Source organism: Hymenobacter tibetensis (assembly GCF_022827545.1).
Classification (GTDB): domain Bacteria; phylum Bacteroidota; class Bacteroidia; order Cytophagales; family Hymenobacteraceae; genus Hymenobacter; species Hymenobacter tibetensis.
Window position 1 is genome coordinate 90,448 of record NZ_CP094671.1, and the last position, 26,446, is coordinate 116,893.

At 52.2% G+C, this 26,446-nt stretch carries 27 protein-coding genes; 19 read left to right on the plus strand and 8 right to left on the minus strand.

Annotated features, from left to right (window positions below; all coding sequences use genetic code 11):
- The first annotated feature begins 4 nt into the window (after positions 1-4).
- The 4 genes from MTX78_RS23870 (at position 5) to MTX78_RS23885 (ending at position 5,837) form a co-directional block, all read left to right on the plus strand.
- Positions 5-637, plus strand: a complete 633-nt coding sequence (locus MTX78_RS23870; RefSeq protein WP_262924455.1) for a carbohydrate-binding family 9-like protein — start codon at positions 5-7, stop codon at positions 635-637.
- Positions 638-850: 213 nt separating this feature from the next.
- Positions 851-2,287 (plus strand): Gfo/Idh/MocA family oxidoreductase, encoded by a 1,437-nt coding sequence (locus tag MTX78_RS23875; RefSeq protein WP_243803269.1) that lies wholly within the window; start codon positions 851-853, stop codon positions 2,285-2,287.
- 280 nt (positions 2,288-2,567) lie between these two features.
- Complete coding sequence (locus MTX78_RS23880; protein WP_243803145.1) at positions 2,568-3,638, plus strand: LacI family DNA-binding transcriptional regulator; 1,071 nt, start codon at positions 2,568-2,570, stop codon at positions 3,636-3,638.
- 564 nt (positions 3,639-4,202) lie between these two features.
- The gene (locus MTX78_RS23885; RefSeq protein WP_243803147.1) at positions 4,203-5,837 is read left to right on the plus strand and encodes a hypothetical protein; all 1,635 of its coding nucleotides are present in this window, start codon (positions 4,203-4,205) and stop codon (positions 5,835-5,837) included.
- A 304-nt stretch (positions 5,838-6,141) separates the two neighbouring features.
- Here MTX78_RS23885 and MTX78_RS23890 read toward each other — a convergent pair whose 3' ends face one another.
- From MTX78_RS23890 to MTX78_RS23910, 5 genes are all read right to left on the minus strand, one after another.
- Positions 6,142-6,732 carry a hypothetical protein gene (locus tag MTX78_RS23890; RefSeq protein ID WP_243803148.1) on the minus strand — a complete coding sequence of 197 codons (591 nt, stop codon included), beginning with the start codon at positions 6,730-6,732 and terminating at the stop codon, positions 6,142-6,144.
- Between the two features lie 355 nt (positions 6,733-7,087).
- Complete coding sequence (locus MTX78_RS23895; RefSeq protein WP_243803149.1) at positions 7,088-7,573, minus strand: HEAT repeat domain-containing protein; 486 nt, start codon at positions 7,571-7,573, stop codon at positions 7,088-7,090.
- Positions 7,574-7,906: 333 nt separating this feature from the next.
- Positions 7,907-8,560, minus strand: coding sequence for an Imm43 family immunity protein (locus tag MTX78_RS23900; RefSeq protein ID WP_243803150.1), 654 nt, complete (start codon positions 8,558-8,560; stop codon positions 7,907-7,909).
- Between the two features lie 316 nt (positions 8,561-8,876).
- Positions 8,877-9,263: a hypothetical protein gene (locus tag MTX78_RS23905; RefSeq protein WP_243803152.1), complete on the minus strand. Its 387-nt coding sequence runs from the start codon at positions 9,261-9,263 to the stop codon at positions 8,877-8,879.
- 89 nt (positions 9,264-9,352) lie between these two features.
- Positions 9,353-9,721 (minus strand): hypothetical protein, encoded by a 369-nt coding sequence (locus MTX78_RS23910; protein WP_243803153.1) that lies wholly within the window; start codon positions 9,719-9,721, stop codon positions 9,353-9,355.
- Positions 9,722-9,905: 184 nt separating this feature from the next.
- On the opposite strand from MTX78_RS23910, the gene MTX78_RS23915 reads away from it, so the two are divergent.
- The 5 genes from MTX78_RS23915 (at position 9,906) to MTX78_RS23935 (ending at position 14,032) form a co-directional block, all read left to right on the plus strand.
- On the plus strand, positions 9,906-10,568 hold the full coding sequence (locus MTX78_RS23915; RefSeq protein WP_243803154.1) for a recombinase family protein: 663 nt from the start codon (positions 9,906-9,908) through the stop codon (positions 10,566-10,568).
- Between the two features lie 247 nt (positions 10,569-10,815).
- On the plus strand, positions 10,816-11,709 hold the full coding sequence (locus MTX78_RS23920; RefSeq protein WP_243803155.1) for a helix-turn-helix domain-containing protein: 894 nt from the start codon (positions 10,816-10,818) through the stop codon (positions 11,707-11,709).
- 101 nt (positions 11,710-11,810) lie between these two features.
- Positions 11,811-12,539: an SDR family oxidoreductase gene (locus tag MTX78_RS23925; protein WP_243803158.1), complete on the plus strand. Its 729-nt coding sequence runs from the start codon at positions 11,811-11,813 to the stop codon at positions 12,537-12,539.
- A 180-nt stretch (positions 12,540-12,719) separates the two neighbouring features.
- Positions 12,720-13,445, plus strand: a complete 726-nt coding sequence (locus tag MTX78_RS23930; protein ID WP_243803159.1) for an N-acyl homoserine lactonase family protein — start codon at positions 12,720-12,722, stop codon at positions 13,443-13,445.
- Between the two features lie 188 nt (positions 13,446-13,633).
- Positions 13,634-14,032 (plus strand): limonene-1,2-epoxide hydrolase family protein, encoded by a 399-nt coding sequence (locus MTX78_RS23935; RefSeq protein ID WP_243803160.1) that lies wholly within the window; start codon positions 13,634-13,636, stop codon positions 14,030-14,032.
- Positions 14,033-14,250: 218 nt separating this feature from the next.
- Here MTX78_RS23935 and MTX78_RS23940 read toward each other — a convergent pair whose 3' ends face one another.
- Positions 14,251-14,637 (minus strand): MmcQ/YjbR family DNA-binding protein, encoded by a 387-nt coding sequence (locus tag MTX78_RS23940; protein WP_243803162.1) that lies wholly within the window; start codon positions 14,635-14,637, stop codon positions 14,251-14,253.
- Positions 14,638-14,646: 9 nt separating this feature from the next.
- Complete coding sequence (locus MTX78_RS25305; protein WP_262924457.1) at positions 14,647-14,775, minus strand: hypothetical protein; 129 nt, start codon at positions 14,773-14,775, stop codon at positions 14,647-14,649.
- Positions 14,776-15,171: 396 nt separating this feature from the next.
- Here MTX78_RS25305 and MTX78_RS23945 point away from each other — a divergent pair, with 396 nt between their 5' ends.
- The 3 genes from MTX78_RS23945 to MTX78_RS23955 all read left to right on the plus strand — a co-directional run bounded on the left by MTX78_RS23945 (position 15,172) and on the right by MTX78_RS23955 (position 18,760).
- Positions 15,172-15,597 carry a hypothetical protein gene (locus tag MTX78_RS23945; protein WP_243803164.1) on the plus strand — a complete coding sequence of 142 codons (426 nt, stop codon included), beginning with the start codon at positions 15,172-15,174 and terminating at the stop codon, positions 15,595-15,597.
- A gap of 1,466 nt (positions 15,598-17,063) precedes the next feature.
- On the plus strand, positions 17,064-17,636 hold the full coding sequence (locus MTX78_RS23950) for a hypothetical protein (protein ID WP_243803165.1): 573 nt from the start codon (positions 17,064-17,066) through the stop codon (positions 17,634-17,636).
- A 248-nt stretch (positions 17,637-17,884) separates the two neighbouring features.
- Entirely contained in the window at positions 17,885-18,760 is an 876-nt protein-coding gene (locus MTX78_RS23955) for an IS110 family RNA-guided transposase (RefSeq protein WP_243803167.1), read from the plus strand.
- A gap of 1,349 nt (positions 18,761-20,109) precedes the next feature.
- Here the strand turns inward: MTX78_RS23955 and MTX78_RS23960 are convergent.
- Positions 20,110-20,544 (minus strand): hypothetical protein, encoded by a 435-nt coding sequence (locus tag MTX78_RS23960; RefSeq protein ID WP_243803168.1) that lies wholly within the window; start codon positions 20,542-20,544, stop codon positions 20,110-20,112.
- Positions 20,545-20,861: 317 nt separating this feature from the next.
- On the opposite strand from MTX78_RS23960, the gene MTX78_RS23965 reads away from it, so the two are divergent.
- The 7 genes from MTX78_RS23965 (at position 20,862) to MTX78_RS23995 (ending at position 26,440) form a co-directional block, all read left to right on the plus strand.
- Positions 20,862-21,821 (plus strand): hypothetical protein, encoded by a 960-nt coding sequence (locus MTX78_RS23965; protein WP_243803170.1) that lies wholly within the window; start codon positions 20,862-20,864, stop codon positions 21,819-21,821.
- 137 nt (positions 21,822-21,958) lie between these two features.
- Positions 21,959-22,474 carry a hypothetical protein gene (locus tag MTX78_RS23970; protein ID WP_243803172.1) on the plus strand — a complete coding sequence of 172 codons (516 nt, stop codon included), beginning with the start codon at positions 21,959-21,961 and terminating at the stop codon, positions 22,472-22,474.
- 266 nt (positions 22,475-22,740) lie between these two features.
- Positions 22,741-23,151, plus strand: coding sequence for a hypothetical protein (locus tag MTX78_RS23975; RefSeq protein ID WP_243803174.1), 411 nt, complete (start codon positions 22,741-22,743; stop codon positions 23,149-23,151).
- Positions 23,152-23,512: 361 nt separating this feature from the next.
- On the plus strand, positions 23,513-24,001 hold the full coding sequence (locus MTX78_RS23980; RefSeq protein WP_243803176.1) for a hypothetical protein: 489 nt from the start codon (positions 23,513-23,515) through the stop codon (positions 23,999-24,001).
- Between the two features lie 327 nt (positions 24,002-24,328).
- Positions 24,329-25,096 (plus strand): hypothetical protein, encoded by a 768-nt coding sequence (locus MTX78_RS23985; protein WP_243803177.1) that lies wholly within the window; start codon positions 24,329-24,331, stop codon positions 25,094-25,096.
- Between the two features lie 365 nt (positions 25,097-25,461).
- Entirely contained in the window at positions 25,462-25,890 is a 429-nt protein-coding gene (locus tag MTX78_RS23990; RefSeq protein WP_243803179.1) for a hypothetical protein, read from the plus strand.
- 10 nt (positions 25,891-25,900) lie between these two features.
- A complete protein-coding gene (locus MTX78_RS23995; protein ID WP_243803180.1) occupies positions 25,901-26,440 on the plus strand; it encodes a hypothetical protein in 540 nt (179 codons plus the stop codon).
- Positions 26,441-26,446: the final 6 nt, after the last annotated feature.

Genomic DNA, 26,446 nt, shown 5'->3' on the forward strand with positions numbered 1-26,446 from the left:
ATCTATGAAGACCCTACACATTCAGGCTATTTCGGAGCCGTCAAAAGTACAAACTTTTGCCGCCCTCACTCACACCCTGGATGCGCTTCCACGCCATCCCCTTCGTGAAATGCTTTGGTTTAGTGACGGTATTAAACCAGTGGTAGCGTTTGCCATGGGATATGCTCATAACTGCATCTACTTGAAATTCTACGTCCAAGAGCCGCAAATTCAGGCTAAATACCGGCAAACAAATGGGCCAGTGTACAAAGACAGTTGCGTGGAGCTGTTTATTGCCTTCAACAATGAGGCAACTTATTATAACCTGGAATTCAACTGCCTGGGAACCGGCTTAGTGGGTTTTGGCGAAAACCGCCACAAACGTCGGCTGCTGCCCGGAAGTACGGTAGAGAGGATAAAGACCTGGGCTTCTTTGACCGTTGACGGTCAAGCAACTTGGGAATTGACCCTGGCTATACCCGCGGCTATCTTTTCTGCGCACCACCTTTCAACTTTCGAAGGTCTGCGGGCCCGGGCCAACTTCTACAAGGGCGGGGAGGAGTTGCCTATTCCTCATTACCTAGCCTGGAATGCAATTCAAGCGCAACAACCCGATTTTCACCGACCGGAATTCTTTGGGGAGTTGCAGTTTGCTTGACCCTGCACCGAAGCATAACGGCAGCACACGGCCAGGGCCGCCTCCTAACGGCTTGGGGAACTTGTCTTGCTGGCCTCTTGCCAAGGCTTCTCTGCCTTGGAGCTGCCTTGTCATATGCCTTCCGCCCACCAAGCCATCCCCTTGCTCAATGATTGCCACCGACTGAGCTACCCCAACGCACGAATCCAAACCCATAAGTTGCGCAAACCGACAATGAACCAGAATCGCAGAGACTTTTTGAAGATTTCCGGGGTGGCCGGCCTAGGTTTTGCGGGTTCCGGCCTGCTTGCTGGCTGCGCCACGACCGAACAGCAACCCCGGGTAGCCCAGGTAGCAAACCAGGTTAAGCGCAAGTACACACAACGCTTCAACATGAGCGGGTATAGCGCCCCCAGGCTAGATAAAGTAAGGATAGCGTGCGTGGGCTTGGGCATGCGGGGTCCCGGGGCAGTTTCCCGCTTGAGCTGCATTGAAGGCGTGGAAATCAAAGCGCTCTGCGACCTTGTCCCCGAGCGGGCCGAGAAGGTGAAGCAGGCCCTCAAAGAGCAGGGAACGGCCCACGACCCCGTGCTTTATTCCGGCAAGCCCGACTCCTGGAAGGCCATGTTTGATCGAGATGATATTGATCTAGTTTACATAACCACTCCCTGGAGTTTGCACGCTCCGCAGGCGCTGTACGCCATGGAACACGGCAAGCATGCCGCCGTAGAGGTTCCAGCCGCCACGACTATCGAACAGTGCTGGCAATTGGTGGAGACGTCGGAGCGCACCAAAAAGCATTGTATGATGCTGGAGAACTGCTGCTACGACTTCTTTGAGCTCTTAACCTTGAACATGGCCCGCCAAGGCTACTTCGGGGAGATTGTACACGCGGAGGGCGCTTACATCCACGGTTTGCTGGATTTGAACCTCGACAAAGCGAAAGGCTACCAAGACATGTGGCGCCTGAAAGAGAACATGACCCGTAACGGCAATCTCTATCCTACGCACGGCCTGGGTCCTATCTGCCAGCTGTTGAATGTGAACCGGGGCGACGCCATGGATTATCTCACGTCGGTGCAAACCAAGGACTTTCAGATGTTCGAAGAAGTTAAAAGGCGCGCCGCTACAGATTCCTTCTACAGCCAATTTGCTCGCGACACCTACCGCGGCAACATGAACACCACCACGATTTGCACCAAGAAAGGCAAGACCATGATGGTTCAGCATGACGTAACCACGCCCCGGCCTTATTCCAGGATTCACCTAGTGAGCGGCACTAAGGGCTGTGCCAGCAAATACCCGGTTAAAAAAATAGCGGCCGGGCATAGCTGGGTTTCAGAAGAAGAGCTTACAAAGCTAGAGGCACAGTATACCCCAGATATTGTAAAGCGAATCGGGGAGATGGCCAAAACGATTGGGGGCCACGGGGGCATGGATTTTATGATGGACTGGCGTTTGATTGATTGCCTGCGCAATGGCTTGCCCCTAGATCAGGACGTGTACGATGCGGCTTCGTGGAGTTCAGTGGGGCCGCTCAGTGAGTGGTCGGTAGCCAATCGCTCTAACTCAATCGATGTACCGGATTTCACCGCTGGCGCTTGGCAAACCAATGCGCCCGTTACCCTGACGTTGGCCGGGGGCGGGACGACCAACGTTATCAGCAAATAGCCCAGTCGAAAAAGGCGTGCTGTACATTCAGCTTGCCCCGCACGAGCCCGTAAGGCTGGCTTAATTTCAAGGTTGCAGTTAAACCAGGAAACACGGCTATCGATTCTCGAAGCAGCCGTGGATTCGCAAAAGGTGCAAAACAACGCACAAAAAGGCCGGACATAGCTGCTCTTCTGCGGAGAAGAAGGTTTCCTGTTAAATGGATTCACCTCTTCCTCTGAGGCCAGGAGTAGTGTACCGTTACGGTTGAAATATTAAGTATTGGTCAAGCAAGGAGAAAGTGGATAGAGCCGCGAGAATCAAGGATATTGCCCTGCAAGCACAGGTTTCAGTGGGCACTGTGGACCGGGTGCTCCATAGCCGAGGAAGGGTAGCAGATGAGGTGCGTTTGCGTATTCTCAAAATCACGAAAGACCTTGATTACAAGCCCAATCTTTCGGCTCGCGCGCTAGCCACTGATAAAACCTATCGCATCGCGGCCCTTATTCCTGACCCGGCTGTAGATGCCTATTGGCAAGCACCACAAGATGGCGTAGAGAAAGCAGGAGCCGAGTTAGCCCACTACGGGGTGATCATCACTCAGTTCACTTTCGATCCTTTCAATCATAATTCCTTCTCCGCACTGGCGCAGCAGGTATCCTCCTCTGAATATGACGGCATTCTAGTTGCTCCCATTTTTCCCCAGCATTCTTTAAGCTATTTCAAGAAGTGGAAACGAGCCGGTATTCCCTTCGTCCTCTTCCACACGCAAATACCCGATTTCGAGCCCCTTGTGTACATAGGCCAAGACTCTTATCAAAGCGGTCTTCTGGCCGGAAAAATCCTGCACTTTGGCAACCAGGAGGCGGGCAGCATGGTCGTGGCTCATATCGGGGAAAGCAGCCAGAGTTCTTCTCACTTGTTGCACAGGGAGCAAGGATTCAGGGACTATTTCACTCGGAATAATCTAGTAAATCGCTACCCAATACAAGCACTATCTTTTCAACCTTCTTCCCCTGCCCCCGTTACCGAGCAGCTCAGGGAAATGTTTGAAAGCACCCCAGGATTGACTGGCATTTTCGTTACCACTTCCAAGGCGTATGTGGTGGCGGACTATTTACAGCAGAATCCCGGACCTAAGATCAATCTTATTGGGTACGACCTGATAGAAAGCAACCTTCGTTGTCTGGAAACAGGTAGCATACAGTTCCTGATAAACCAAAATCCCAAAGGCCAAGGGTACTGGGGTATTCATGCTCTGGCTGATCACCTGGTTTTTCACAAAAAGAATAAACCCACCAAATATTTGCCCTTGGATGTTATTACCAGAGAGAATTTACAGTACTACATGGAATGTCTTGTCTTTAAATAAGTCGACTGTTTTCACATTTAAAACTGTTCTAATGCAAGAGCAGAGCATATTCAGGATAACCCGATAACGACGGCCAGCTACGGCAAAAGTAGTTTGCCCGGGCTGTTGGTATGCCAACTTGCACTATCATTCCTCTAGCAGACCATTCAACGACAACGGTGCCCCTGGGTTCACTATCCACAAGCGCACCCAGCAGATCCAGATGATTTCCTGGCTGGAACTCTACGAACTCAACTGCACCCATTTGCTCTTTTAAGTGAAGTGGCCTAACGAGCACAAGCGAATGCCTGTTTCCGGGAAGAAGTTGATAGGCCGCTCTGTAGAAAATAGTACGCTCCACCCGGCACCGGGTGGAGCGTGGTTGTTACCCTAGATGCACTCGCACCGGCAAACACCTCTTGTTACCCCGGAAGAGCAGAATACCGCGACTGCTGTAAGTACTAAAGTATAGTTGAATATTACAGTATATTTAATACTGGTTAGCCCGATAGAGTCCCCCAACGAGTCGCACAGGGCTTGTTGGTAAATGCGCCGCCTAATTACTTGGTTCTCAAACTTTAACTCATGTCCCAGGATGATTCTTTGCCTAGCATTTATCTAGGCGAACTGGATATTCCCGCGTCATTGGATTGGCTTTATCTCTTCGGGGATACGCTCGCCTTGTTCAACTTCGCTGGAGCCTTGGTACGCCCGGGCGGGATCAACGGTTTTGCCTTGGATCGGTCCATTGGCCAATGGGTGCTATGCGATGCCGAGCGTGTTGACTTAAACGGGTTTACCCCAGAGAAAGCGGTCACGCAATTCCATGACTTTACCGGAGAGCACCTAGAGGTAGTGGTAGCTGGTTATGCCCGCAAAGCCTACCAACTCTTGGAGCCTACTTATCCGGGCTTTACGGATCGCTTACTGGCCCAACTATTGATTGCACCCGTCCCTGACGTACCAAAGCCAAGGGCTCAGATACTCGACTTGAACCGTGTTTTGCAAGCGTATGGAGCGTCCCTCGTCTTAAAAGATAACTCCTTACTTGCGGAAGATAACCAGCCGCCGCAGCTCGTTTTTACGGCCCCAGTCGTACCGGTATCCCGGCCAACGGACACGGAACTCGTGCTTACCTCTGTGACTTTATTTGTCGCCCAGTTGAATATAACGCCGTGGCTGCTTCACGTGGTTGCCTGTGATCCAGATCACGAAATAGCCCAGCTCTTAGGGGCTATAGCCCGTCACGAGTTAGCCGAGCCCGCTTGGGGTGGGGTGCTGGCCAAGTTGTTGGGGAGCCACCGCAAACGAGACAAATTGCTGGACCGCCTAATTGTGCAGCCCTTTCCGCTCAGCATACTGCTTAGCCTGCTGGGAGGCATCTATACCCACCCGGAAAATCCCGAAGATATTTATGCCGAGCTCCCCGTCTTCCGAATTTTACGCGCTTGCTTAGACGAAAACAAAGTTGGACACCCCTCACCGCAGGCCCGAGAAACGTTGCTTGCGGGGATCATTGATGGCTTGGAACAGTTGGCCATCGCGGCCGATCAGTCACCCCAGGTACTCGCCTCCTTGCGGTTTGCACAGTCGGCTCAAGTAGTGTTACAATTACTGCTGGAGCAAGTAGGGCCACCGCTGGCCGAAGCATGGTTTTCGCGGGTGGAAGCCCAAGAACAGCGGTATAGCTGGCGTACCCTCGCTGCGGACCATGAACTGGACCAACGGACTGTGTGGTACTTTGCCAACTACACGGGCTCTGCCGCCTTGGCCGTCAAGCAACACAGCCAACAGTTGGAGCTCTTGTTCGAGCAAAGCAAGATCACCAACCACCTATGGACGGCCGTCTGGCGCGTGCTCAATCAACTGCGCAAGGCGCTGCGACTCTGCTATGCACTAATCCAGCAACAGCCCCTGATCGCTACCGCTGAAGGCGCGCAGAAGTGGATGCTGCCGCTGCAGCACCTGCTTGCACATTATCAACAGCTCTTGAAAGAGCTCGTGGCCATGATTGAACGCAGCTCGCAATCCCCGCAGGGCCTGTCGCACTGGGCCACGCTCATCTTGTCTCCGGAAGGAAATGAGGAAGCAGAAGGGCAGCTTATGCAGGAGCTACTGGGGTGCATGCAGGTGTACGAGGCGCTCGAATCCCAAGGCTATGGGCCAGTGGCTATCCAGCAGTTGGGTAAGCTAATCGCTACCATGCCCGAGGCCGCCTAGACGCATTGTGAAACCACGAGGGCAGAACAGGCAACAGGGAGGTAGAGGCTCCTGGAGACAAGCCGAATTTTCTCCTGATCAGATAAGGGGTTCTTGCTGCAAATGGTGGACGGCCTCCGCTAGACTAGAAAGCTAGGTTCACAAAGGCACAAGCCTTTTCGTTACGGGTCCTACTTTTTAGCCCTAATTTCTTGGTGATAAATTGACACATTACTATTTCAACCACTAGGCTCTAAAACCTATGAGATTCTGGGCCTTCCTTATGTCCTGTTTCTGTCCGTCTCTACTGACCACCTCAGTTCGTCTATGGCAGTCTAACCACGTCCAAATTCATGGTTTCTATGCTATTGACCACACTAAAAGAGGCTTGGTCATTGCGGACAAATAAGAACTCGTAGCCGCAGTGCCTGCGCTCGATGTCCACGTTTTTTGTATCACAGAAGCCTACAATTACAACTTGGTATTGGCCTTGGGCCAGCTCTATCTCCTCACTTACTAAGAATTCGCTAGCAGCAGTGTAGTCAATGTCCTGTGAATGGGCACTTGTATGAAGATACTCATCAGCATTCCAATTCAGAATAAGCCAGATGTCAGATACAATTAGTCGGCCACTTTGTATTTGTATTACAAATGGGGGCGTAGTAAATAAAATCCATTCTGCCGGGACTGTAGCTCTATCCGCCATAGTAATAAGGACCCGGTAATCCCAAGCTGGTATGCTATACACTGGCAATAAACAGCCTGCTGAAATAGCTTCATTGCCTAAATTTGGGTCGTCGATCAAGGCCTGGAGTATATTAGGCAAAACCACCTTGTGAGCTACTACAAAATTCTGCAGGACTACTGGATCAAAAGCAACAAGACCGGGTGTTTGCGTCATTATTTTCAATTCCATTTATTCTGCTATTTAAATACAGTACGTGGTTGATTTTTTACCAAGGTCCACATCGAATTCCTCCCATTCATGCAGAGGCTTGTTGCCGTCCCATACCCAGTATGGTGACCTTATTATTTATGTATCGTTACAGATATCTATCAAAGACCTCTTTGCGATAAGCGCATAATAAGGCATCAATACGAATTGTCAAACAATATATTTTATATTACAATAGTATTGTTCATAATTTCACCGATAGCCCTCACCTATAAAGTCAAAAAATGAGCACTCATCCGATTGAAGCCATTATCAAGGCAATACCAAAAATCGCACATTACCTTTATTTAAACTTTTACTTAATTTATATGTCATATTATTTTATAATTAACCTACACCCAATAGCTTTGCCAAACTCTTTATCATTGCGCAACTTTTCTACTATTTCATTAAACAAGTTTCCGCATTTTAAATTTTTCAATGCATCAAATGCGTTCCACCTCATATCAAGGTCTTCGTCTTCATTCAATAAAATGTCTTTTGCTAAGTTCAATAATTTTTCGTCTTTGAAATTCTTCAAGGCTATCACAGCATAATTTCGCAAGTTGCAATCACCCTCTTTAATAATAATATTATAAATATTACTAATTACCCTATTAACATATATCTGCGGAGGTTCAGTTACTTCTATTATCCGTAGTACTTCGATTCGTTCTAAATCATCTGCGGATTCATTGATCATGATGTTGATTAAGAAGGGCCATTTACCCTCATCCTCCACAAACTCAAGCTCCCTTATAATCTGAACTCTGTCAGATGAAGTGTCTTCATACGTTTCGAGCAACTTTTTCAGATCGGACATATTTACGCGTTTACAGGATTTGAGCTTAGCCGCGGGAGCAAAGCTGTCCTCCTCGAAGAGCTAGGTGAGGAACTGCCCAGCGCTGTCGGCCTGCGGGCCCACTTCCAGTTCGTGCCACTCGTGCAGGTGCGCCGGCCTAGTGCGTCGTAGGTGAACATGACGGTCTGGCTATCGTGTCGGGTGACGCTCGTCAGTTGCCCGGCCCCTTCCTAGGCGTAGCGCCATGCTAGCTTATGGTTTTTGGCTAGCAGGGTGGACTACCGCTGGCGTAGAGTTAACACGACTCGCTGCTTCTGTTAACATAACGCGCTTAGGCAGGCACATGGGGTTATGTTACCATGGATTGTCAAATGCCGTCACATATTGCTCTGGTGAAAGCATGGTAACTGCATAAAACTTATCTGTAATTTCTTCTTTTAAATCTTCGCTTAATAAGAGCGACTTGCCATAAGTTATTTTTTCTGAAAAGAAAGCCTGCTGCTTTGTGTTGTTTGCTATTCTTATGTCCTTATATAAGTAGTGGTTGCGTAAAGTGCTTGACTCAACTCTAGTGTCACTGATAAAATCTAGAAGCTTGTCATCGAATCTAGCGATTCTAATGACAAAATATTCTTTCATGCTGATGACATTTCCTTTGGTATTAATGACAGATGCCTTCGCAACTTCATAACCTTCTTTGGCACCGTGCTTCTGTAAAAAAGTCAACAGGCTTTTTGATATAATTTTATGATTTACATCTAGTGAGAAGAAATCAAACACTACCTCCTTGTGCTTCTTAACGACGACGAATAAGTGGTCAGGAAATTTCAACTCTTTACTAGGTGGCGGAAAGGGCATTAACTGGTGGTTATAGTCGAGCCATGGTGCATCGGCTCCATGCATCGGCTTCTTAGAGTTGAAGTCGTCCGTGTAGGTTACATCTCCTCTGTCTGGAACACCTTTGGGCTGTTCAGCAGGCTGGTTGTACCAAATTAGTACTTTATTCATTTGACAAAAATCTAGTACCAGTTAATTAGGTTATTCTAGGGCATCCAGTGCCAGCGGTTCTCGTGTTGAGTTGCGCATGTAAGTTTGTCTGCACCATGGAGGATGGGCTTAAGAAGTAGGCGACAAAGTATAAACGAACGATAACTATAATGCGGGTCTTGGATATTTTAGAAACGGGAGGTTAGCAACACGTAAAATCAGTTTGCCTCCTCTAAACCACCGTTTCGTTGAGCTGTCATTCTGGGGATTTCCCAAGTTTATTTTGCTGGCACTCTGCACGTCGTTGGTGCACTTGCCGCTGATGGCGCACGTCAATTTACGGGCGTAAGTCGCGTGCTTGCAGGCCATGCAAGTATGAGCCGGCTTCGATTAGCAGCTCCTCTATGCGGGCTTTGATTTCGGAGAAGGGCCGCCCGTTGACCAAATGCCGCTTTGCTACCCGCCTCCCACTACCCGTCGCCACATTCTGCCACGCCAAGGCATAGAAGTGCCACTGGCTCGAATCAACCGCCATCTTCCCAAAGTCAGGCTGGATGATAACGGCCAGATTACAGCCGTCCTGTTGCCAATCGATACGCCGTTCCTCAAAACCCAAGTGGCCCGGACCACCGGGCCAGTGATTTTCGCGGTCTCGGGTCAACACGGTGTGCTGCGCGGCCGCGAATTGTTGCAGTCGTTCGTCTATCTGGGTAAAAACACTCATCAGTGCAGCAAGTAACAGTCGAGATAACCATTAAACCGGAGTTTGGACCCTAGATATAAGGTCCATCGCCACCAGGGAGCAATAGTGGGTCATCGGGACGTACGGGTAAAATCGGATTTGATGAAGGTGAAACAGGCTCTGAGAAAGGTAAAAATGGTCTTGTTCGACAGCAGCACCCCCCAATACAGCAACACAATTACTCTGCGATTGTAATGCCAGTTCTTGTGATCGAGCAACCAGAGGCACAGCAACTCGCCCGCAACAAAGGGGAGTAGCACCAGCAGCGGCAAGGCTTTAAAGTACACCCCGAGCGCTTGCCGCAAGCTAGTCAATGGACTCACAAAGCGGTTCAACCAGGCGAACCCGCGGGTGTGGGACCAGTAGGGGTAGAGCAGGGCCACGGCCACATGAATCAGATATGCCATGCGCAGGCGAGCCAATGCGGGAAGGTTTGCCACACTGCGGGCTAAAGAAGAAGATACCAAAAACGGCGCGCCCGTGTAGCAAACCGAGCGAATACTTACTTCTCGGATCCGAGTTAGTGTCTACACTGACCTTGGACACCTTCCAGTAGGTCGTTTGTAAACTGTCCAACCTGCTTATCTTTAGGGCAGCTACCTTCTCCCCAACTGCCCCTCCCGCATGCCCTGCGTTGCCTACTACCGCGTCAGCACGCTCCAGCAAGGGAAGAGTGGACTCGGGCTGGCCGCCCAGCAGCAGCTGGTGCGCAGCTTTGTGAAGGAGGAAGCCGTGTTGGGGGAGTTCGTCGAAGTGGAGAGCGGGAAGAAGGCCACGCGCCCGCAGTTACGGGCGGCCGTGCAGCTAGCCAAGAGCCAGGGGGCCGTGCTGGTGATTGCGAAGCTGGATCGACTCTCGCGCAATGTGGCCTTCATTGCTTCCTTGATGGAGTCGGGGGTGGAGTTTGTGGCCTGTGATCAGCCCCAGGCTAACAAGTTCACCTTGCACATCTTCGCCGCGCTAGCCGAGCAGGAGCGCGACATGATCAGCGAGCGCACCCGCCGAGCTTTGCAGGTGCTCAAGACGCAGGGTAAGCAGTTAGGGACGCCGGCCAACCTGACGACGGCGGTGCAGGCCCAGGGCCTGGCGGTCCGGCAGCAGAATGCCCGCACCCACGAGGCCAACCGGCAGGCCACGGCCTTAATCGTGGCGCGTCGGGCGCAAGGGTTGGGTTACAATCAGATTGCGCAGGAACTGGAGGAGTTGGGCTTTCGCACCCGTCGTGGCTGCCAGTTTACCCATAAGCAAGTCCAGCGCTTGGCCCAACGGGCGGCAGAGCAGGCGTAAACAAGAACCCGTTGTGCCGCCAGAGGAAAGTGGACTTAGGCGGTAGGTGCCTCGACATCATGGAAGGGGGTGACCGCTTTTCTTTCAATCGAGACAAGAGGGTAGTCCCGTTCTGGGGCCTATCCCGCTACTTCGGGTGCGGGCTGTTTAGCTGGTCGGTAGCGCCATCGGCTGAGGCCAGTTTGCCTCGACCGCCAACTATCGATGGCCGCTCGCGGTTCAGGCTCTGTACTCTTTGCTCTCTGCTATGCCGCTCCCTTCGCTTTCGCCGCTGGTGCCCGCCCTGCCACTTCCCGTATTGGCCGCGCCAGGGCTGCGCGTGCTCGACCTGGGTACGGCGGCCGGGCAGCAGGGGCTTGCCCCCGGTTTCAGCCGGCGGCCCTACTACTCGGTGACGCTGCTGCACGGAGCGTATGCGCTAGACTTTGAGGACGGGGAGAAACCGGCCACCGACCACACGCTGCTGCTGACCAGCCCCAAAATGCCCTTCGGCTACCGGGCCACGGCCGGCGAGCAGGTGGGGGTGAGCTGCGTATTTCCGGAGACGTTTCTGACCCTGAAGAACTGCGGCTACCAGCCCGTTAACTTCCCAGCCTACCAGCCGGGCCAGCAGTGGATTTATGCCTTGAGCCCGGCGCAGGCGGCCCCGTATAGCGCCCTCTTCGCCAAGCTGGCGGCCGAGGAGCGGACTGGCGGCGCGTTCAGCGAGAACCTGCTGCGCACCTACCTGCTGGAGCTGCTCTTCACGGCGCACCGCCTGACCCCGACCGATACCTTCGGCCGGACCAATAGCACTGCCGAGGTCGTGGCCTGCGCGTTTGTCCGGCTGTTGGAGGCACAATTCCCGATTGAGTCGCCGCACGCCCCGCTGCGGCTCAAGACCGTGCGCGATTTTGCCGGCGAGCTGGCCCTGCACCCCAACTACCTCAACCGCCAGGTGAAGGCCGTGAAAGGCCGCACGGTCAGCAGCCTGCTCGCCGCCCGGCTCGTGCGCGAGGCCCAGACGTTGCTGCGGCTTACCGACTGGCACATTGCCCAGATTGCCGGGGCACTGGGATTTGAGGAGCCGTCGCACTTCAACCTCTTCTTCAAGAAGCATGTGTATTGTTCGCCTACCGACTACCGCAAGCAGGCCGGCTAAACCCAGGTTTGATTTGCGTAAGGATTGGTGCTATCGGCGCTAGCCGCTGCCTGGCTGCCCGGCCCACCTTTGCAGGACCATTTTATCTTCTGCAACTCCTCATGAAAGTAGCCCTCGTAACCGGTGCCAACAAAGGCATCGGCTTGGAAACGGCGCGCCAGCTGGCGCAACACCAGATACACGTGCTGCTCGGAGCCCGTGACGCCGTCAGCGGCCAGGCCGCCGCGGCGGCCCTGCACGCCCAAGGGCTGGCCGTCACCTTTATCCAACTCGACATCAGCCAGGAAGCCGACATTGCGGCGGCCACGGCCCACATCCAGCAGACCTATGGCCGGCTCGATATCCTGGTTAACAATGCCGCTGTGTTCCTCGATGGCGAGTGGTACGGCAACAACGTGGAAACCGTGCCGCCGCAAGTGCTGCGCGACACGTTCGACATCAACTACTTCGGTACGGTGGCCCTGACCCAGGCGCTGCTGCCGCTGCTCAAGGCCAGCGAGGCGGGCCGCATCGTCAATGTGAGCAGCATCTCCGGCTCGCTGGGCATTCACCTTGATACCGCGCACTGGTTCTACCAGATGAAGCCCTACGCCTACAGCGCGTCCAAGACGGCCCTAAACCAGTTTACCATCTTCCTGGCCCAGGCCTTGCAAAACACGGCCGTGAAGGTCAACGCCACCAATCCGGGCTGGGTGCAAACGGCCATTGGCTCAGACCAGGCGCCGCTAACCCCGGCCGAGGGCGCCCGCTCCAGCGTGGCGCTGGCCCTGCTGCCGGCCGATGGACCCTCGGGCACCTTCACCGAGGCCGGCGAAACGCTGCCCTGGTAGGTAGCGGCCACTAGTAGCGTGGTTACCTGGTTTCCTCGGGCCCCGCTGCGTGGTCGGTGAGGCCCGGTTTTCCTTACGCCGGCCCAAAATCGTGTCGTCACAGGTTGCAGAAAGGCTCTTTTCCCAAGCGGCGCAAACCAGCAGTAGGGTAAACGCTGCTCCACCATTCGTACTGGAAACATGAAGCTGTATATATTTGAGCTAGGCCGGTTTATTTATCCAGGTATGCCCCAGCCATTGCCGGTGCCCGGGTACCTGATTCAGACCGATGCCGGTCAAAATATCCTGGTAGATACCGGGTTTCCGGAGAAATTTATTCGCCACCCACCCGCTCCTGAGCCCGCCGAGATGGCCATGCGCCCCGGTGAGTACATTGTCGACCAGCTAGCCGCTATCGGGCTTACGCCGGACGACATCGACATCCTGGTGGTCAGTCACTTAGATATTGACCACGCCGGAAACCTGCTTCCCTTCTCAAAGGCCGACATACTGTTGCAACAGCAGCAGTATGCCGCAGCGAAGGCGGGCCATCCTCGCTTTACTGCTACGCAGGAGCAGTGGGACCATCCCCGGATTCGGTTTAGGTTGCTGGCGGGCGATGTAAAAATAGCCGAGGGGGTTGAGCTGATTGCCAGCAGTGGCCACGTACCCGGCCACCAGTCGGTGCTGCTTCACCTGCCCCACACCGGTCCGGTGCTGCTGACCGTGGATGCCATCCTGAATGCCACGATGACCGATGCCGCCACCCGAATGGTCGACGTGTCGGCTGATAACGACGCAGAGGCCAGGGACAGCACCCGGAAGCTGATGGCCTTAGCCCAACGGGAGGAAGCCAAGCTGGTGCTGTTTGGCCATGACAGCGCCCAATGGGCGGGCGTGAAAAAGGCTCCTGATTTTTACAGCTAAGCAGCGTTGCTTGCTTGCTTACTTGCAGGTAGACGAACCTGGAGGGCTTCCACTACCCGCCCTGACGCCCGGGCTACGTGGCCTTTGAGCGCTCCAGGAGGTTGCGCCGCCACTTGGCTAGTCCGGTGCAGCAAGCCACCGAAGCAAAGTCCGCGTAGTTTTCATTTCACCCAGACAAAACGAAATCCATGTTCGCTACCCCCCTCGAAGTCGCCGAAACCTTCTTTGCCCACTGGCAGGCCAACCGCGTAGAAGAGGCCCTCGCCCTACTCGCGGCCGATGTCGTTTACCACAATTTTCCTACCCCCGACCTTATCGGCCGCGAGGCGGTCCTGAAGTTCCATGTCGACGCCGGTATCGGCACGGCCTTGCGGGCGAACTGGGAAGTCGTGCATCTCGCCGCCACTGGCAACGTGGTACTCAACGAGCGGATTGATAATTTCCAGCACGCTAATGGCTTCACCCTCACAGTACCGGTCATGGGTACGCTCACCATCGAGGAGGGTGCCATCACCGTCTGGCGCGACTATTTCGACTCGGCCCACGCGGCGCAGCAACAGGCAGAACTGCTGCGCTCCCTCGCGTAGTCCACGCGTGAGCGTTACCGTGCCCGGCCTGGTTGGCGCTGGAATCCGGGGTGCGGGGTGCGCCGCCGCGAGGAAAAGCAGGTTAAGCAACCAGCGGGATGTGCCAGAGCTTATTTCTGGCGCATCCCGCTGCTGTTTTACAGCTTTGCGCTATGCGTTGTTGCTGCGTGCGGTTTGATGATTTACTGTGCTGGGTTCTGCTACCGGGCCGGACCACGTCAGTGTCTAGCGGCACCGGACTGCCTTAGCTGCTCGCGCTGTTTTTTGGGCAGGCTGGCTAGCACCAAATCGTAGGAGCCCTGCACCAGGTCCAGAAGTAGGGCATCGGGTAGGTCGTCGTTGAAGGCGACGCTAAGCCAGTATTTGGGGCTCATGTTGAAGGGGTTCCCCGCCGCCTGGTAACGCTCTTTGAGCTCTGCAATACGTTCGGGCGTGCTTTTCAGGGAGCATTTATCGAACTTGTCGAGGTCGAAATAGCAGAATATTTTCCCACCGATGTAGAAGGCCAAAATATCGCGGGCATTAGGAAAAAACCCAGCAAAGGGCGTTTTCTCTTCCGTAAAGGGCAGCGCGAGGCAGCAGGCTCTGAATTGTTCGATGTCCATACAAGAGCGCTATTCGTGGCAGCCTTCTGCTTTGTTGCGCTGGCCGGTAGCGTGGCGCTTGTCGGAAGGTGTTTTTATATCGGTCACCTCGTCGGGGATAGCACGAGAGTTGGCACAAGAATACAATGGTCTATTCATGGCTAGCGCTTTAGGATGCCTTATCGGAAAGGTCGAAAAGGACCTTTCAACAGCAGCTACAGCGAGAGGTAACGCCTGAGTATCCGCTTGATGGAATTACGGTCCTACCGATCAGTAAAAATGGCGGGACGGATGAGGTGCTGTATCAAGTACCTAACCAGCGCTTTGCCGTTGTTCATCTAGTCTGAACCCGCCGAGGCGACTGCACCTACGCACGAACTGATTTCTTCGAGAATTGGATTGCCTTTGTCACGCAACGGATGGAGCCCGATAATCTGGCGTAGGAATCGTAGTGCTTTGATAGCCTTCCTTTGTTTGCACTTTAGAATTTAGCGCAGCAGCATCTTGAAATAATTTCTAAACATAATGCTGGTTCTCGGATTAGCTAACGAACTGATGAGGTCTCTAGCAGATATAATTAACAGCAGTGGCGATTCACTACTTGAAACGTACGCCTATGCCAACGGCTTCCTAACCGTGAAGCTCGCCTTATGCGAAACCGAGCAGAAAGTCGAGTTGGCGATGCCCACGGAGCACTTGTCCTTTGATGGTTTCTCCTTAGCGAAGAAAGAAGATCTCTACCGAACGTGCCGGATTGTAATCCAAGACTTGTCGCAAGTGCTATCGGTCGCCAACGGGGTGTATGTACCGGCTCCTGACTTCGGCAAGCTGATGCAGCAAGCAAAGGCCAACTATAACCTGGCGTATGGAAAAAAGGCGTCCCACTGGAAGTATCTCTTCTCCTTGATTGGGTATGGCCACCTCGTATCGTGCTTGTTAGCTGACCTAGAGGCGGTTTCGATAGTGGAATTGGCCGAATAAGCTCGTCTAAAAGACCACACTCGTCGTGCACAAGAACGAGGTGCGTTGCTAATGGAGACCTGCGAAAAGGCTACGTTCCAGATGGGTCCAGGGGGTGAAAGGCCATAAAGAAGAACCCAAGAATGGCCACCAACAGTCCAAAGCCGACAAGCAACGCAAGCCCTAGTAGAAGTGCTTGCCCACTAGTCCAACCAGAGTGTCGGTATAGGCGATAGTACAGCCCCAGGCTCGCCAGCACATAGAGCCCGATCGGCGTAACAAAGAAGAAGAGAAAGTCTCGTTCCAGCATCTACTGCGTGAGTCAGGAGAGTGTTCCTCGGTAAGGTGCTCCTCCCCGGCTCCAGGTTTCTTGAAAGTGCTAGATTAATTCACACCTGTAGGTTTTACTTTGCTTTTGGCATTTAACAGTAGACCGTTTGGAAAACGTGACGGAACTCTATTACCTCTCCTAACTGTCAGTTTACTGTCTGTTAATGAGTGCCCTGCAGACTACCAGTTGCTCAACTACCTGCTCTCAGGTTTGAATACTTGATTAGGCAAGGCCTGTAAATAGTCCGTCTCGTACTGCATGCTCGCTTTCGCTAACGCCAGGTTGGTGTGGCGCCCATCAATGGTTTGATAGTTCAACCGAACGAAGCCATAGTCTGGATGGTAAAACAGGTCTAAACTAGACTGGCCAGCGGGAGAATGGGCGTGGGCCCGAACAACCCAGCACGGGAGCCTACCACCTGGGGTCTGAATGGTTTGTTGCCCCACGACGTGATAGTGGCTTTGCACCAGGATATTGCCTTGCCACGTACCCCATCGCGGATTCCCCCACTGACTACCTACGGTGAGCTCCCACGTCCACTGCTCCCCCTTGGTCACGGGCAATTTAATGTAGGGATAGGGACTGAGTTGCAAGATCGAGTAGGATCCACCCCGGGGCGGGTGACTCCACAACATCGTATCATTCTCAATGACGCCCGAATGGTCAGCCGGTCCAGAATGCCCATCATAGCTAAAGCCGATGTTGATTTGCGTCGTAACGGGGTCATAGGTCCCCGGTTTAAAATCGCCATAGCTCGTGATCATAAGGGTATCCAAGCCCACCGCCTGCTGGCGGTCATGGGTGACGGTATAGATCAGCTGGCGACCCTTTCGGAAGATTTTTTCGGGCGGTTGGAGTGGCCGTGAGGGTGACTGGCAAGCGGCGAGCACGAGGGAAGCCCCGCAAATTTGTAGGATAGAGAGGTAAAGCACTCGCATAAATAGACTGAACAAGGGATAAACGAAAACGATCTATTACGGAAAAGTAATACTCTAACTATACTAGCTTGGCAAACAAAATTTATGATTTGCTCAAGGCAAGTCCGAGAACACTTATTATGTTAATGACTGAAAGGTAGAAAGCTCTGCCATTGCTCAATATCCTGCAGTCTGTGTTTTGGCTATTTTAACTACGTCTTTCAACCCTTTTCTCTTCTATGGACCTGTCTCACTTCCTTGAGTGCTTACATCGAGTTATTCATTGGACCAGACAACGTGCTCTGGCAAGTGAAGAGATTGGAAACTACGGAACGCTGTTCCGGCAATTCAATCCAATGGTAGATGATCGACCATTGTACACACTGGATCAAGGCTATGCCACGTGGAATGTAGATCCCTATAACGTGACGTATTTTGCCCAAGCCCTCCACTTGGCCCTCCAGCAGCGAACCCAACTCATGGGCCAGCTAATCGCTCCCATCACTGATCTTTCAAGTTTGGGACGTGTCTTATGCTTCTCAACCCTGCTCACCACGCATGACGGCATCGCGATTGCCGAGAGCAATTGCTTTGTTGATGAAAGCGATGTGCCACCGATTGACACATGGTTTTATCTGGAGAACCATTTCTTAGACGTAGAGCGGCCGACGTTGTTTTGCTGGATTCCTAAGCCGTTCGAGTACCTGATAGAAGTGGCTATGCGGGTAGAAATGATGGGAAGCTATAAGTGGTTAGACACAGTAGCACCGCGATTCTACGCGCAGCTCCTATTGAGGCTACTCAACACATAACCATTCTTGCACCTGTCTGATAAGTACCGATTATCCTATGTTCGTCCACCGGCCGTAAAGATGGCTACTGAGAAGGAAAAGGGAGGAGTAAGATTCGTCTTTTATGGGGCCACCACGAGCCCGTTTAACATGACAATCCCCTTCCTTTTCTAGGACTACTTTGGACAGTTCCGTGAGGCCTGAGAGCCTGTATTAGGATAGTGAAAGATCTCCTTTTTCGTTTCCTTTTCATCCTTACTCTTGCTGGTATGACTGCTCTTTCTCTCCCCGTTGTCGGCATTGACGTGAGCAAGGCCACGCTGGCCGTGTGTTATCATCCCACCGACCAGCAAGTCAAGCACCTGGAAGTCAGCAACAGCAAAGCGGGCTTTCAGCAACTGGTCAAGGCTTGCGGTACAAGCTGTCTGTTTGTGATGGAGGCCACCGGTACCTACAATTTGGCCTTAGCCTACTACCTGCATGAGCACGGTGGGCAAGTAGCGGTGCTGAACCCCTTGGTCATCCGACGCTTCATTCAGCTGCATTTGAGCAAAGGCAAGAGTGACCGCAAAGATGCGCAATGGCTGCTACGCTATGGCCAACAGCAAGCCGTGAAGACGTGGCAACCGGAAGAAGCGGTGTTGGTCGAGTGTCGGCAACTCGAGCAAGTCACCGAGCAGCTCCTGAAGCAGAAAACCATGGTCAGCAACTCGTTGGAAGCCCTACAGCGCCAGCCTTGTGTGAGCACGTTAGCTGTAAAACGGCTACAGCAAATCTTAAAGGCTCTCACCCAGCAAGTAGAGGCGGTGGAAGCCGAACTGCTGACGCTGTTAGAACAACGCTTTGCCTCGGAAATGACCCTGTTGTGCTCGATTCCGGGCATCGGCCGCAAGACGGCCGGCCTGCTGCTTTTGTTCGCCAGCGGCTTTACGCGCCTCGATAATTACCGTCAGTTGATTGCCATGGCGGGCTTGTCGCCGCGCGAGCACACCTCCGGCACGAGCATCCGGGGCAAAGTGCGCATCACCAAGACGGGCGGGGGCTTGATCCGGAGCAAGCTGTTTATGTGTAGCTTCTCGGCCAAGAAAAAGAATGCCGCGTGTCAGGCCCTTTTTGATCGACTCGTGGCCAAAGGCAAGAAATAGAAGGTAGCCCTGATTGCGGTCTGTAACAAGCTCCTGAAGCAAGCCTTTGCTATTGTCAAATCCGGCGTGCCGTATCAAGTCGATTTTTCCTCAAAACTTGTCCTCAATCCTTGACTTTCAACACAGTTCGTGTTAACCTACCTTCTTTGCGGATAGAGGACGCCACCGCCGAAGTAGCCATAAGCTAGTTGCGCTACCGAATGCTAGAAGAAATACGGCCTTATATTGTTGAATAGCCGCGCATAAATCGCGTCCACTCACCAGAGAAGCACACTCCGATAGGTGGTCCGTTTCGTACTTTAAACTCACCATCGTACTCAGTACCCCGAAGCTCATTACGAAGGCCGTTAGGTACAGCAGTACGATCAGCCATTTTATCCAAGGAGAATTCATCTACAAAAAGCAAGCGTAGGTTACGGCGTCAACTAGAGCGATGCTTAAGGCAAAGTATGCTGTACTTATACTGTGTAGACTGTCATCGCAAGTGGTGCCCACGGGTTAGCGCATTAAGGTAAAAGCAGGTGTTCGAAATACCTACCAAGAAATGTCTCTGTAAAACCGCGTTTTCGGGGGCGTAAGACAGGGTACCAAAAGTGTTCGGATTAGGGATGTGGCTGTTGCAGAACCCTATCTCTATTCTGGTAAAGCGCTATTAAAGTCCTCATTCGCTGGACTCAGTGGCTTTATACAGCCTTTGTGGCCTGATGGATCAACTCTTACTACCCATCCGGTTGCATGTTGGGAGTTTTGCAACAACCACTAAAGATTATGTTCAATAGAACTAGATGCCTGGAAGTGTTCACGCTATTTCTGGAAAGGACAACAGACTGCTGTTTGCACCTCAGAAGGGCTGCTTTCGGCTTCTTAACTCCAATCAAACCAGACCACTAACCGCTGGTGCTTCCCGGCCTCATCAAGCGTCTTCATTAAGCTCGAGAGCAAGCCCCAGCCGTAAGAACTTCCATCCAAGATCGCAGCAGGATATGCTTGCCAATCAATAGTAGCCATCTCCTCATAGCAGAGGAAAGTAAAGCCCCAGACAGAAGTAGTAGCAGATGCCTCGCGCGCCGCCTGCGCTGTCAGCTCTCCTGGATTAGTGGGTAGCCCCCGACGATGGGCTAGTGGGACCCATTTGGTGGAAATCTCGTCCTTCGCTTCCCCAAATAGAATGCTACACTCATCCCCGGTGTTCAGACTTAGGCTCGACAGGTTGATACAGGACTGCCAGGCATAGTCCTGCGTTAACATCTCTTCGTCCAGACTCGATAGTTCCAGGAATCCGCAAACGTATATACCCATAGGCTTTGGTTGTGTTCTTTTGTCCCCCGTGTGCGCAGGAAGACACGACCTTAGTAACTCTTAAGAGTACTACTTCCTCGGTCGCCAGTAGTGGGGAAAACAGGGACCTGAAACCAATCTTGCTGCCAGCTTTGCCGGGCCATTGCTTCCAACTCTTCCCACTGCGCTGGGCTCGCGCTATACTGCAACGCCTCCCACAGGCCTTCGAGGGCGGCCAAGGCAACAATGGTGGGGTTCGTGTCCACATCCGTACCGACAATATCAACTACTACTATGCGGTAAGTCTGGGAATTCGAGAGGCAGTGAAGGGCGTACGCTAGGCCAGCAATGGCCCCGTTTTTCCAGTCGTCGTAGCCTCCGTACTCAGACTCCCACTGCATGTGAATCTGGGTTGGGCACGCACTCTGCTCCCAGAGCAATTTCACTCTCGCCGCGCAAATCAACCCCTGCCGTTGTCGTAAATACCGGCCTTCCGTTACGTTCATGCTGCGCAAAGAGAAAGGAGTTTGGTCTGAATGGTACTTCTTGGGTGACTACATAGTTCTGCAATGTCCGATACGTCGTTTTATGTAAAGTAAAGAATAGTAAAAGCAATTTCTGTGGGGCAGCAACGGCTTTTCTAAGCGTAGGTGAAGGGCCTTACTCGTGGTAAGGCGACCCGGGTACCGGCTAGCGCCAGCCCTGAAACAGAAAGCCAAGCGGTGGGCAGGGCGCGTGTAGCCAGCCGCGCTCCTACCGTCGGATAGCATCAGCCGACGCGGACCGGGTTAGTTATATATATCTGTCCTTTACTTTGCAGTGTATGCTCAAACCGATTCCTCCTGTACGGTATCAAACGCTCGTAGCCCGGGAATGGGTCGCTCAGCAATTAGGGCTTCCCTATCAGGCTGAGAGGCAAGATTGGCCGTGGGAAGTAGCAGAGATAGCCGGGTTCGAAGCCTACTTTCAGCTCTATGCCCATGTGGGGGAGGATGAGCGCATCGTCCTCCTGGAAATGATCTTGGAAGCTGCTTCCAATGGGGGCACCACACGGGCTCAACTACAGGCACTCTGGCCGCGAATTGAAGCCCTGTTAACTCAGAACGCGGACTTACATGCCACGACCGCGCAGTACTGGTGTAGCTGGGAGGTCAAGGAACCGGACATAGACGAACAAGCCTTTGCCATCTCGCCCTACCTGCGGGCGTGGTGGCGAGCGCACTATGTGATGCCCCCCGATTCCGACGCCCCCTTTTACCGAATTGAATGCACGGGCGAGAAAGTAGCGGTTAGCTTTGATGAGATGCATGCCCTGCGCAAAGATATTCTGCTCTACTTCGACGATAATGCGGAGGAAACCACCAGCATCTTGCTCGCCGATCGACAGTACACGCTGCCGTACTGGAAGTACCTCTCGGTGGCCTTTACGCAGGAATGGGCCGAATCCGCCCGCTATCAAAAGCTCGTTGTAGAAGGCTGTCTGGCGTTACTCCATGCCATCGCCTTGGACTTGTTAGATGAACCTTTCGGCCGGATTACGAAGGAATGGCAAGGAGAGTCGGTCGAGCGGTTGCTGTTGTACCTGAGGCAGTATAACCCACTCTCCGAGAAGCTGGCCATCGCCCAACGTCATCTCGTACGCACCTTCTCCTTCATTGTGCAACTGACGCCGACTGATCTGGATGAGAGCAACTTCTTAAAAGGGTTTGACCGCTCAATTGCCGCAATCTGGTTCAAAGAGCAGATGGTACAAGCCTACTTTACGGGGCGGTTGACGACCTAAGGTTGGCTGGAGTCGTTGCTACCCTCCTGTTCAGACGGAATGCATTAGCGCGAGCGCTTCGGCCCATGCGTACGGCTTACGTTTTATAGGACGGAAAATGTTTTAACTAGTTCTCTACTCAAATTAAAATAATTCACATGAAATTACACATAATAACGCTATCATTTATCTGCATTATAGTAAGTGCTACGAGTTGTGAAAACAGACGCAAATTAACAGTTGAAGAACAAGTAGATGTTGAAAAGAGATATAATAAAACGCAAGAAGCAGTTTCATCCTGGATTCTAAATCATGCACTTTATCCTAAAAGTTATGAGGCGTTATCATTTAGTGAGTATTCCGAACCTTTCATTATGGAAAATAATGAAAAAATACCAAAAACACAATGCTATAGGATAAAACACATTCACCATATCTTAGATACGGACAGTAGTGAAGCTACCTACATTGGCTACTTTACGTTGGATTACAAGTATCGCGTTACGATGGTAGAAACTCTGAAAACGGGTGCTGTTGGTGGAATGTCTTTGTCTGATATCAAAGAGTGGACAGATAAATATGGCAAACCATTAAGTGAGGGGGATAGCTCTTTGTATAAAGAGAAGCAGCAGGAGGCAAAAGAAGAATTAATTCATACTTTAAAAAGTATGTAGTTTATAAAATTACCAAAGCAAATTAATGGCGGAATAACCTGCTGCAATATTATACTTCACGAGTAAGGATTTGTTAAAAAATTACGGCTGCAATATACAAGAAACGCCACCCTATTTGGGGCGTTTTCTAATGCAGGAACCGAAATGCGTGTCCAAAAAAGGGGTGTAAGAAGGCCTCCAAAAAGCTGCGTTTTTAGAGCCGCTAGGTGGGGTGATAAGCGTGTCCAAAAACCGAACGGATTTTGGGCATTCTATCGAAAGCGTCTATGTTTGCTTGCTCCCAACTCAACACCCGCGCTCGCCTCTCCATGACCATATATCTTTCTCCTTTGGAGCTAGTTGCCCGGGTTCATCTGGGCAAAGAAGTGGAACAGTGGCTAGGCGCGGTGCAACAGGAAGGACAGCCCATTTTACAGTGGCTCTGCCTTTACCAAGAGGAGCCGCACCAGTACGCCGTCACCTATATCGAGTCCTATGATGAAGGGGACGAAGAATGGCAGGATGTGGCCAGCTTCTCTCAGGTAGAGCCGGAGGAGAGCCCCAGACAACTCTTCCCTTCCGTTGAGCAAGCGCTGGCCTTTGCCAGGCAAACCTACGGGGCCGCGCCGGATCGGTTTGTGGCCAGCGGCATGATCGCCGCCGAGTACGCCACCTATTGGCGCAGCAAACAGCCTTGAAGCTTCGCCAGAACAGACCCTGCTGAGTCAATACTCTAAAAAGAGCGTTCCGAAAAGATCGGTGGCTGTTGCAGAACTCCCAGCAGTGGATGGAATGGCTAGCAACAGCGAGTAAAGCAGGCTAAAAAGTCTGTTTAGCGCTATTATCCGCGGTGTGCCAAGGCTCGTATATACCTTCACCACAATATAGATGGTGTTCTGCAACAGCCACATCGCTATTTCGAACACTTTTGGCACCCCTACTAATGCCCCTGAAAACGCGGTTTTTCAAGGGCATTTTTTAATAGGTAATCCGAACACCGGCTTTTACCTTGTTTAGCTTAACAAGGCAGCACCACAATGCCCTATCCAATTAACGAGTATGCGTCTGTTCTATGCGTTGAGTACAGTCGTACTAGTTGGGTGCGACTTTCATCCCTTCATTGATGGAGTCCCTGGCTACAGTCGCTCGGTGGAGGAGTCTAAAACAAGAAACGTATTCTTGACGACGTATCGCCCGTCGCCGACCAGCTTTACCGTTAAAGGAAACGTATTTCACATCCAAACTGCGTGGGTGGAAAGAGGATGGACCCATACCGGCTGGCTCTATTCCAATACCAAAGTGGATGCCGGATTTTACGCCGACAGCTACAATTTTATTGCGGAAGTGTCGGAGCCCAGCGATAGCTTAGCCGACATTCACTTGCAAAAGTCTGACAACAAAAATATTCATTTAGGAACGTCCTATAGCCAGCTTTTCACGAGTGGCTCACTCCCGCTTCCGGATACGCTTAGTTATGACTTAGTGGATGGCATGTCCGGCCATGACAATACCTATCTCGGCCTGCGTCTTACATTTATCAAGCAGTAAGGCAGACGCGTTTACCAAAGTCTGTTCTCGTTGAATGCAGGCAGGGGAGATGTGACAAAGGCCTTAGTTGTTGTAGAGGTCACCCTGCTCCCCAAGAGTGGGAGCCTACGAGCCCGTTGACATGCTGCTTAAATCCCTCACATCGGCTTTTAAAAGTCGTTATGGGGGATGTAATCGTTTTAAGGACTCTTTATCATACCCTATTTAAAAAACGGGACTGCTTATACTTGAATCACTATTTCAGCATACCATAACTCAAGAGGAAGTGGGAGGAGTTATCTTATCTTGCGTCACCACGAGGGTTAGCTCCCACTGCTTTCTTGTCGAATGTTATTCCTGCTTCAAGCCCCACGGCGTCTGTTTTTGTTGCTTGCTGCCCTTTGGCTGGCCACCACTTCGACAGTCGTTGCCCAGTCAGTTAAACCGCTCCCTACGGCTTCCGAACTGCAGAAAAACTTGGCGATCATTGCCGCCAGTACAGAAGGAGAAAGCGAGGAAATTGACCGCTTGCTGGAGACCACGACGCGTCAACTAGTGACGTATTTGGGCACCTATGACGTAACAGATGCGGCAGCCAAAGACTTAGGGCTCGACTTGACAGTGGGCCCCAACGAGGACGCCCGCTTGAAGGTGTACACCTTTTCCTATTCTTCTGGCGGCACCCGCGGCACGATCCATCGCCCCGTATTACAATGGAAAAATGCAGCCAGTAAGGTATTTGCTTATGCGCTCCATGAAGAGTGTTTCTTCAATGAGATCCACAAGCTAGCGATGCCGGGTCGATCACTTTACCTGTTACTAGGCGGCGAAAAAGGCGACAGTCAGTGTTTTGCCTCCCAAGCACTGGTCGTTGAGGTAAAAGGCAATTATATGTTGCTCCCTAACTCGGCTTTCGGCACAAACTCGTCCTTGCTCTTGTGCAACACGGAAATGGCTTATGAGGCAAGCAAGCAATCGCTCAGGATCACCTTCGCCGATCGCAAGTTGATTATTGATGATTTGAACCGCTTGACGCAGAGCGGTTATCGACGCAAACCTGGGGTAAAGCACTTGGCACTTCAATTCCGGAACGGACGCTTTATGCAACAGCCGTAGACAAGCAGGCAATAGACAGTACCGTACCCAGCGCTTCCTTTTTTCCTCTTTGTTAATGGCTTCTCGCTGGCTACCATGGCTGATCGTATTGTTGTACCTAACAGCCTTCGTGACGAGCTTTGGTACATTAAATACGATGTTGAGTTTGAAATATGAAGCCGACCCCGTATCAGACTGTATTTCCTTAGTGAGTGGGCGCGATTTATGCGCGGCTATTCAGCAATACAAGGCCGCAGCGCTTCTCTCATTCGTCAGCGCGACTAGTTTGTGGCTGCTTCGGCTGTGGCGTCTTTCCTCAGCAAAGAAGCCTGTTTAACATAAAAAAGACTTATCGGACGAGTTCAATTATCCTTTTCTGACTACGTATGGGTCCTATAATTACCTGGGAGGAGCTACAACTCTTGGACGAAGCCGACAACTCCCGGTCAGCGTTTGCGCCTTACACAGAGAACGAGTTGCAGAAGTTGTTGCAACAAGCACAGGACCCGCAGCGCTTGCTATTGCTGGCTGAGTTGCTGGTGGCGGCCGTGACGGATTGGCCCTTCTATCACCTAAAGCAACCTGCTGACCTAGTGGCGGCCCTGCAGCAGGAACTAGGCGACCCGCTTACCGCCGAGCGGCTCCGGCTACACGCCACCGGGCTGCGGCAGACGGATCGGTGGAAAGTAGAGGCCCTCCGCTCCCTGTTGCTGGTGCTCGAACACGCACCTGGCTACCTAGTGGAGCCGCCCCTCACGTTGCCGCGGATACTAGCGCAGCTAACCCCACACTGGCGAGCCGCGCTGCCGTCATAACTGTAAGGTCATGTCCCGACTTTCCTCTTTCGCTTTGGTATCAAGTACCCTCGCCTTACTTGCCTGTGAGGGGAAACCTACGCCTGTAGAGTCCGCCTTCCGCTCTCCCATTCCTTCAAAAGAGGTGTACCACGTCTTGCAACAGTTTCTGGCCGCCGATACCCTCAACCAGGCTCCTAAATTTCACGTGGCATACCTTCGGCAAGATACGCTGGCGGGCAATCTATCGATTTACCTGCTGGATATGTACAATTCGAATGGCGATATCAAAACCTTGCCTTTGACCACCTGGCAAGTGGAGCAGAAAATTATCTTTGTTTTTACGGGTTTAGAAGCGGTCGCAACCGGAGGTGACACTACCTACCATCATCTAATCCGCGAAACCGAAGCGGCGAATAGGGGCAAAATATGGTCGCCAGCGTTTCGGTGTTGGCGCCTAGATGTCCGAGACAAGAAAGTGATTCACCTGGATAAGCAGGTGTCGTTTTCTTCTTCTTCCTATCCTTTCCTTCGGTTGGCCCCTCCACCACCGCCGCCAACACTTCACTAACCTATC